Source organism: Dermacoccus sp. UBA1591 (assembly GCF_002322065.1).
GTDB classification, from domain to species: domain Bacteria; phylum Actinomycetota; class Actinomycetes; order Actinomycetales; family Dermatophilaceae; genus Dermacoccus; species Dermacoccus nishinomiyaensis.
On the sequence record NZ_DCNR01000126.1, the window covers coordinates 7113 to 15028 of the forward strand.

Below are 7916 nucleotides of genomic sequence, written 5' to 3' on the forward strand. Positions count from 1 at the left end.
CGGCGTAGGCGTCGTAGACGCGGGCCTGGTCGTCGAAGTCGCGGTGTGCGCTGACGGCTTCGAGCGCGACGTGCTCGCGCTCGGCGCGCGCGAACATTGCGTCGAGAGGCTTGCTCAGCCGCTCGTCGACCATGACGCCGTGCGCCGCGAGGAGCTTCTTCGGCTCGTCCGAACGTGCCAGCGCGAGGCGCTTGTTGACGACGCGCAGCAACGACGAGCGCAGCGCGTCCGGCCGCGTGTCGACGCTCACCGACGTGTCGGGCGCGCTCGGGGTGCTGATGTCGATGCGGCTCACGGCGGAGTGCTTGACCGGCAGCGCCACGACGACGACGCCACCTGCGGCGCGTTCGATGGCGACCGCGTCGTCCTGGTGCGCCCACAACTCGCCGTCATGGAGCCGCGCGACGACGGCGGCGACGTTCGGCGTCACGGCGAGGGCTTGCAGGTGCAGGGCGCGCAGCGCGTCCGCGTCAGTGCCGGTGACGAGCGAGGGCGATGTCGTCGATGCCGCCAGCGCCCCGGCCGAACCCGCGATTCCGGCGGCTGCCGCCAGCGCGGCCACGGGTGCGGCGAGGGCCGCGCGGCGCGTCACGTCAGCCATGGCCCTCACCCTTCTTCAAGCCCCGTCGACAACGCCCACGCTCTGGCTGCACACCTGAGTGGGGGACGAACGAAAACGGGAAGACGATCTCGTCGAGGTCACGATATCGTCACGGCGGCATCCGCGTCACACCGGGCGCCGCCCCGGACCCGGCCTCCTGGCACGATGGCGAGTAACTCGCAGGTGGGCGCGCAGTTGGCTGCCTACCTTTGAATTACCCGCCATGTTGTGGCCTGCGAACTGACATCACCCGCCAGGCATCTCGCGAGCAGGCTCACTTGAGCAGCTTGCTCATCCGTCGATCGGCGAGCGGCTTGCCGCCCGTCTGACACGTCGCGCAGTACTGCAACGAACGGTCGGCGAACGACACCTCGCGGATGACGTCGCCGCACACCGGGCACGCCTCGCCCGTGCGCCCGTGCACGCGCATCCCGGCGCGTTTGGCGTCCTTGAGATCCTTCGCGGGCTTGCCGGCCGCAGCGTCGACGGCATTCGTCAGGGTCGTGATCAGCGCGTCGTACAGCGTGTCGATCTGCCCGGGCTCGAGCGATGACGTCAACGCGAACGGCGAGAGCTTCGCGACGTGGAGCACCTCGTCCGAGTAAGCGTTGCCGACGCCCGCGATCTCGTTCTGATCACGCAGCAACCCCTTGATCTGCATGCGCCTGCTCGCCACGAGCTGCCCGAACGCCTCGCGGGTGAACTCGGGCGACAGCGGGTCGATGCCGAGCTTCGCGATGCCCGGCACGTCGACGACGTCACGCACGATGTGCACGGCGAGGCGCTTCTGCGTGCCGGCCTCGGTCAGGTCGAAACCGGAGCCGTCGTCGAAGCGCACGCGCAGCGCGATCGGCGACTTGCCGGGCCGCAACACCGTCGTCGGCAGCGCGTCGGACCAGCGCAGCCAGCCGGCACGCGAGAGGTGGAACACGAGCGACAGCCCGCCGCTCGTCTCGAGGGCGATCCACTTGCCGTGGCGGCTGACGGCGTCGACGACGAGCCCCCCGAGCGCCTGCGGTGACGGGTCGAACGTCTTGAGCACGGCGATGGAGGCGAGTTCGACCCCGACGATCGCGCGCCCGACGATGCGCTCGTCGAGAAACCCGACGAGCCCGCTCACCTCTGGTAGCTCAGGCATGAACCTTCCCCCTCACCCGTCGCGCCTGCGGGGCCGCAATGGCGGCGACCGAACCACGCCCCGGATCGACGACCGCGCTCACACGTTCGTGGAGCACGAAACCGTTGGGCCCCTCGAGCCACGGCACGCCCGGCACCCGACCAGCCACGTCGTCCATCTGCAAGGGGTGGCCGTGGCTGAGCAGCTGCTGCGCGGGCGTGAGCTGACGGATGGCGATACCCGCGACGTGCTCGGGATAACTGAGCGCGAACTTCTCGTACAACGCCGGGTCGTGCTGGCCATCGTCACCGACGAGGAGCCAGCGGACGTCCGGGAACTCGGACGCGAGACGCCGCAGCCAGCGACGCTTGTGCTCCGGGCCGGAGCGGAACCACGCCGTCTCCGTCGGCCCCCAGTCCGTCAGCAGCAGCGTGCCGCGCGGAAAACCGCTGCGGCGCAGGAAACGCGTGAGAACGGGTTGGGTGTTCCAGGCTCCCGTCGACAGATAGAACATCGGCGCACCCGGGTGCCCCGAGAGCATCGAGCGATAGAACGCCGCCATGCCCGGCACCTCGCGACGCACCGTCTCGCGCACGACGAACGTGTTCCACGCCGCGATGAGCGGGCGCGGCAGCGCCGTGATGAGGGCCGTGTCGTCGATGTCGCTGATGATGCCGAAGCGCGCCTCACCGCTGATGATCTGCATCGCGGCGTGCGTGACGATGCCGTCGCACTCGATCGTCGCCTCGTGCCAGCCGTCGCGCAGGCCGTGGCCGACGACCTCGATGTCGAAGTACCCGCCCCGGTCGGTGTGGCCGACGGCGCGCGCGGCGCCGAGGCTCACCGTCACCTCTTCACCGGTCTGCGGGACGGAGAAGAAGGCCCGGAATCCGCGGCGTACGAGCGAGTCGTCGTGCGCGGCGGGCACGGCGGGCTGGCCGCTCTTGCCCATGACGACGCGGCCCAGCACGACGGCGCGCCCGCCCTCGGGGATGCGGCGCTGACGGCCGCTCGGCTGCCCCGACGCACGCCACGTCTGGGTCTTCGGGCGTGGGGCGCTGACGTACGGGTTACGCCCCTCGAGTTCGGGGTCGACCGAGCCGAACCCGACGTACGGGAACACGCGCTTGCTCCAGTGACGCCGCTCGAGCAGCTTCGACGTCGAGCTGTTCAGCCGATCCTCGAGGCGGGAGGCGATGTGCGTGCGAGACATGCCACCACCCTATGACCCCGCACCGACAACCGCTGGGCAGCGGCGAGGATACGGGGCCGGGGCGGCGGTGAGCGGTCGATGCTCAGGCGTGGGTCAGGCCTGCGCCTTCGGCAGCGCGGCCTCGACGGTGGGGGTGCCCGCGTCCTCGTCGTCCTTCAGCGCCGTGATCTCGCGGACGAGGCGCTCGAACTCGGGCGCGTCGACGGTGACGCCGGCTGCGTCGAGGCCCTCCTGCAGCTTGTCGGCGATCTTCGCGTCGCTCGCGCTGTAGTCCCACGACGTCGCGGTGTCGACGGCGGCCTGCGCGGCCTGGCGTGCGGCCTGCAGCTCTTCGTCGGTGTACGAGTTCATGCTCTGCTCCTTCGCGGTGGGTCGCGTCCGAGCACCTCGGACGCCTGCAGGCCAGTGCACCACGAGCCCGACGTCCGCCGCACCGCCCTTACGGGTGGCCGCCTCCCGCATGATCCGCGGGCAGCATCCGCCCGAATGGCACACGTCTGCTCACCAGGCTGACGAAGCCGCTGCGTGAACGCGAGGGGACGTTTGACCCATCCTGGCGCCAAACCCTAGCCCTGGGGGTGTCATGTCGACCAAAATGGGGGCATGGGAAAGAATAAGTTCAAGACGCAGGACGAGACCTGGCAGCACAACTACCCGTACGACGTGAAGATGACACGTACGGAGTACGAGTACCTCAAGCGCCAGATGCAGATCGAGCTGCTCAAGATGCAGGCGTGGGTCAAGGAGAGTGGGGAGAAGGTCGTCCTCATCTTCGAGGGGCGTGACGCCGCCGGCAAGGGTGGTTCGATCAAGCGCTTCAACGAACACCTCAATCCGCGTGGTGCGCGCACCGTCGCCCTCGACAAGCCGACCGAGCGCGAGATGGGCCAGTGGTACTTCCAGCGCTACGTCTCGCACCTGCCCACCGCCGGTGAGATCGTCTTCTTCGACCGCTCCTGGTACAACCGCGCCGGCGTCGAGCGCGTCATGGGTTACTGCACCGACGAGCAGTACGACGAGTTCATGCGCACCGCGCCGCAGTTCGAGCAGATGCTGACGGGCTCCGGCATCCACCTGCGCAAGCTGTGGTTCTCCGTCGGCAAGGCCGAGCAGCTGACGCGCTTCGAGAAGCGCCGCACCGACCCGGTGCGTCAGTGGAAGCTGTCGCCCACCGACCTCGCCTCCCTCGACAAGTGGGACGACTACACGAAGGCGAAGGAGGCCATGTTCGAGCACACCGACACCGAGTGGGCCCCGTGGACGGTCATCAAGAGCAACGACAAGAAGCGCGCCCGCGTCGAGGTCATGCGCTACGTGCTCGACTCGCTCGACTACCCGGGCAAGAACACCGACTTCATCCACGCGCCCGACCCGCTCATCGTCGGCCCCGCCAAGCACATCCTCGACGAGGGTGAGGGCGGCTTCCAGGAGGGCTACCCCGACCGTCACGACGGCGGCAAGACGCCGACGCACACGGCCCCGAAGTCGAAGTCGGCTGCCAAGGCGCGCGCCAAGGCCCAAGCCGAGGTCAAGGCGCTCGAGGTGCAGCGGGCCGCCGAGTCCATCGCGCGCGGTGACGGCGACAAGTCGGCTGAGCAGAAGTCGGCCGAGGCCAAGGCGGCCGAGGGGCGCTGACGCCGCTCACGCTCGCGCAGGCGAACACGATGGCGGGCAACTCACAGGTAGGCGGGCAACTTCGCGCCTACTCGTGAGTTACCCGCCATCATGACGTTCGGGGTGGGTGGCTCGGGGGTTCGTGACGTACGGGTCAGGGGGCGACGAGACGTCAGGGTTGAGTGTCGGCGCGCTGCTTCGCGAGGCGTCCCTCGAGGATCTCGAGAGCGGCGTCGAGCGTCGCAAGTTCTTCCTCGCTCATGCCGTCGAGCAGCGGGACGACGACCTCGGCGCGCGCCTCGCGTGCCTTCGTCAGCGTCTCCCGGCCTGCGGGCGTCATCGTGACGAGCGTCGCGCGCCCGTCGCGTGCGTCCTGCGAACGATTGACGAGGCCGAGGCCCTCGAGGCGTTTGACCTGCGTCGTCATCGTCGGTTGAGACGAGTTGTCGGCCGTCGCGAGATCGCCGATGCGTGACGGGCCGAGGTCATTGATGAGGGAGAGCAGCCGCAGCTGAGCCGCGGGGGCGGGCAGCTGCGCGTGGCGTGACGCCCATCGGTTGAGCCGGGCCACGACGAGCAGCAGACGGTCGCCTCGTGAAGTCGTCATGCTCGCCATCGTAGGACCCGCGGGCGTCTCGAGGGGCGAGGTCAGCGTCACCGCCTCACCCCGACGGGCGGGGTGAGGCGAACGTCGTTCACTGCGACCGCAGTTCGCGCTTGAGAATCTTTCCGGTCGCGCCCTTGGGCAGCGTTTCGATGAACGTGACGTGGCGCGGGTACTTGTACGCGGCGACGCGCTCCTTCGCGAAGGCCTTGACGGCGTCGGCGTCGAGGTTCGAGCCCTCTGTGCGCACGACGAAGGCGGCGACCTCCTCGCCGTAGTGCTCGTCGGGCACACCGACGACGGCGACCTCCGCGATCTCCGGGTGCTCGTACAGCACCTCCTCGACCTCGCGGGGGTAGACGTTGTACCCGCCGCGGATGATCATGTCCTTCGAACGGTCGACGATGAAGTAGAAGCCGTCCTCGTCCTGGTGGGCGAGGTCGCCGGTGTAGAACCAGCCGTCGCGGATGGCCTTTGCCGTCTCCTCCGGCTTGTTCCAGTAGCCCTTCATGATGTTGTGCCCGCGCACGGCGACCTCGCCCACCTCACCGACGGGCAGCGGGTTGCCGTCGAGGTCGGCGACCTTCATCTCGACGCCCTCGATCGGCGTGCCGATCGAACCGGGCTTGCGCTGGGCGTTCGGGTGGTTGAACGACGCGACAGGTGAGGTCTCGCTGAGGCCGTAGCCCTCGAGGATCGTCGCGTCGAAGCGCTCCTCGAACTTGCGCAGCACCTCGACGGGCATCGCCGAACCACCCGAGATGCAGGTACGCAGCGACGCGAGCTTCACCTCGGGTGCCTTCGCGGCGGCCGCGAGCATCGCCTGGTACATCGTCGGCACGCCCTCGAAGACGGTGACCGAGTCACGCTCGATGATCTCGAGCGCCTTCGTCGGTTCGAAGCGCGGCAGAAGGGTCAGCGTCGCGCCCCTGGAGACGGACACGGCCATCGCGCACGTCAGGCCGAAGACGTGGAACAGCGGCAGGCAGCCCATGACGACGTCGTCGGACGTCACCTCGACGAGCGTGCGCGCCGTGACGTCCTGGTTCTTCTCGAGGTTGTCGTGGGTGAGCTCGGCCCCCTTCGGGCGACCCGTCGTCCCCGAGGTGTAGAGGATGACGGCGGTGTCGCTGCCATCGCGCTCGACGATGTCGGACGTCGGCTCGAACTTCGCGAGCAGGCTCTGCAGCTGATCGTCACCGACCTCGACGAACGTGACGCTCTTCTGCTCGGCCGCCTTGGCCATCTCACCGGCCATGCCGAACGCGAGCTTCACGCCGGCGTCCTCGAAGTAGTAGTCGATCTCGCGCCCCATGAACAGCGGGTTCATCGGCACGAGAACGGCACCCGCGCGCCACACGCCGTACGCGACGACGGGGAACGCCGGCACGTTGGGCAGGCTGAGCGCGACGCGATCCCCGACGCCGACCCCCTGGTCGGCGAGGAAGGTCGCGAGTCGTTGCGTCGCGTCGTCCAGCTGCGACCACGTCAGCGTGAAGTCGTCGAGCTTGATCGCGACGTCGTCCGGCTGACGCTCGGCGGTGCGCGTGAGGTTGGCGGCGATGTTGAACTCGTTCGTCATGACGTGATCCTAATCACTCAGCCTGGGTGTTCAGTGACCCGGGTCACGCATGTCTCGAAACCCCGCCGCCGCACCCGTCAGCTGCTCGAGGTGATCCTGCAGCACGTCGAGCGCCCAGTCGCACGGATCACCCGGCCCCTGACGGATGAGTTGCAGCGCCAGCCCGTCGAGCAGGGCGTGCAGACGCCTGGGCTCGGAGTCGGCGCTTCGCGATCCTGCCAGCAGGCCGACCGCGTCGAGGCGGCCGATGACGATGACGCACATCTGGCGCAACGCTTCGTCGGACTTGGTGCACTCCTCGCGCATCTGCGGGTCCGCCAACGCGCTGATGGAGAGGGCCAGCCAGACCTCCATCTCGACGCGGCGGTCTTCGTCGAGGGGCAGGACGTGGGTGCACGCCTGCCACGCGAATTCGCGGGCGTCGAGGTCCACTGGCAACGCGCGAAATCGTTCGACCCCGCGCTGGAGCACCAGCTCCAGACAGAATCGGACGAGGCTGCGCTGCGTCGGGAAGGAGCGACGCAGTGAGCCGACCGCGAGATCCGCCTGCGCGGCGACGTTGCGAACGGACAGGCCCCGGATTCCCCGGCTACGGAGCACCTCCCATGCCGCCTCTGCGATGGCGATCTCTCTCGCGGCATGATCGATGACCTTCGGCATCCCACCATCTTAGTACGGTCGTGCTAACTTGTTTTTGGTACAACCGTACTCATTAGGAGGGTCATGATCGTCGCCATCATCGCTGCCTGCGAGATCCTCTTCTGGGTCTTCGTCATCGCGGGCCTGGCCGCGCGCTACCTCCTCGAGCGCCGGCGCCTCGGAGCTGCCCTGCTCGTCATGGCCCCCGTGACCGACCTCGTCCTCCTCGCCGCCACGGCCATCAGCCTGCACCGCGGTGACGCGGCACACCTCGGGCATGTGGTGGCCGCCGTCTACATCGGATTCAGCGTGGCCTACGGCCATCGCATGATCGATTGGTGTGACACACGCTTCGCCCATCGCTTCGCGGCCGGGCCGGCGCCCGTCAAGGCGACCGGGGCGACCTACACCCGCCAGTGCTGGGCCGACGTCGCGCGGACGAGCGTGGCCGCGGCCATCACCTGCATGCTGACGGCGGTACTCATCGCGATCGCAGCCGACACCTCGTCCGCGGGCGCACTTTCGGGCAACTACACGTGGATGGGC

9 protein-coding genes are annotated in these 7916 nt (G+C 68.7%); 2 read left to right on the top strand and 7 right to left on the bottom strand.

Features of this window, described 5'->3' with window-relative positions; translation table 11 throughout:
* The 4 genes from B2284_RS14265 to B2284_RS14280 all read right to left on the bottom strand — a co-directional run.
* A partial coding sequence (locus tag B2284_RS14265; RefSeq protein ID WP_286697679.1) for a M15 family metallopeptidase domain-containing protein occupies positions 1-601 on the bottom strand: 601 nt, incomplete at its 3' end.
* A 274-nt stretch (positions 602-875) separates the two neighbouring features.
* The gene (locus tag B2284_RS14270; RefSeq protein ID WP_136788190.1) at positions 876-1739 is read right to left on the bottom strand and encodes an Fpg/Nei family DNA glycosylase; all 864 of its coding nucleotides are present in this window, start codon (positions 1737-1739) and stop codon (positions 876-878) included.
* Positions 1732-2931 carry an App1 family protein gene (locus B2284_RS14275; RefSeq protein WP_136788192.1) on the bottom strand — a complete coding sequence of 400 codons (1200 nt, stop codon included), beginning with the start codon at positions 2929-2931 and terminating at the stop codon, positions 1732-1734. The genes B2284_RS14270 and B2284_RS14275 overlap by 8 nt, the downstream gene beginning before the upstream one ends.
* A gap of 93 nt (positions 2932-3024) precedes the next feature.
* Positions 3025-3282, bottom strand: coding sequence for a hypothetical protein (locus B2284_RS14280; protein ID WP_136788194.1), 258 nt, complete (start codon positions 3280-3282; stop codon positions 3025-3027).
* 252 nt (positions 3283-3534) lie between these two features.
* Between B2284_RS14280 and ppk2 the strand changes: the two genes are divergently transcribed.
* On the top strand, positions 3535-4566 hold the full coding sequence (gene ppk2, locus B2284_RS14285) for a polyphosphate kinase 2 (protein ID WP_136788196.1): 1032 nt from the start codon (positions 3535-3537) through the stop codon (positions 4564-4566).
* 151 nt (positions 4567-4717) lie between these two features.
* Here ppk2 and B2284_RS14290 read toward each other — a convergent pair whose 3' ends face one another.
* The 3 genes from B2284_RS14290 to B2284_RS14300 form a co-directional block, all read right to left on the bottom strand.
* On the bottom strand, positions 4718-5152 hold the full coding sequence (locus B2284_RS14290) for a MarR family winged helix-turn-helix transcriptional regulator (RefSeq protein ID WP_170957162.1): 435 nt from the start codon (positions 5150-5152) through the stop codon (positions 4718-4720).
* Positions 5153-5240: 88 nt separating this feature from the next.
* Positions 5241-6731: a long-chain-fatty-acid--CoA ligase gene (locus tag B2284_RS14295; RefSeq protein WP_136788200.1), complete on the bottom strand. Its 1491-nt coding sequence runs from the start codon at positions 6729-6731 to the stop codon at positions 5241-5243.
* Between the two features lie 30 nt (positions 6732-6761).
* Positions 6762-7391, bottom strand: a complete 630-nt coding sequence (locus B2284_RS14300) for a TetR/AcrR family transcriptional regulator (protein ID WP_136788201.1) — start codon at positions 7389-7391, stop codon at positions 6762-6764.
* 63 nt (positions 7392-7454) lie between these two features.
* On the opposite strand from B2284_RS14300, the gene B2284_RS14305 reads away from it, so the two are divergent.
* On the top strand, positions 7455-7916 hold a 462-nt coding region (locus B2284_RS14305; protein WP_286697680.1), incomplete at its 3' end, for a hypothetical protein.

Bases quoted from the DNA above. Each gene is read 5' to 3' on its own strand.
- B2284_RS14275 (WP_136788192.1), bottom strand. From the start codon at position 2,931: ATGTCTCGCACGCACATCGCCTCCCGCCTCGAGGATCGGCTGAACAGC.
- B2284_RS14295 (WP_136788200.1), bottom strand. From the start codon at position 6,731: ATGACGAACGAGTTCAACATCGCCGCCAACCTCACGCGCACCGCCGAG.
- B2284_RS14270 (WP_136788190.1), bottom strand. From the start codon at position 1,739: ATGCCTGAGCTACCAGAGGTGAGCGGGCTCGTCGGGTTTCTCGACGAG.
- B2284_RS14300 (WP_136788201.1), bottom strand. From the start codon at position 7,391: ATGCCGAAGGTCATCGATCATGCCGCGAGAGAGATCGCCATCGCAGAG.
- B2284_RS14290 (WP_170957162.1), bottom strand. From the start codon at position 5,152: ATGACGACTTCACGAGGCGACCGTCTGCTGCTCGTCGTGGCCCGGCTC.
- ppk2 (WP_136788196.1), top strand. From the start codon at position 3,535: ATGGGAAAGAATAAGTTCAAGACGCAGGACGAGACCTGGCAGCACAAC.
- B2284_RS14280 (WP_136788194.1), bottom strand. From the start codon at position 3,282: ATGAACTCGTACACCGACGAAGAGCTGCAGGCCGCACGCCAGGCCGCG.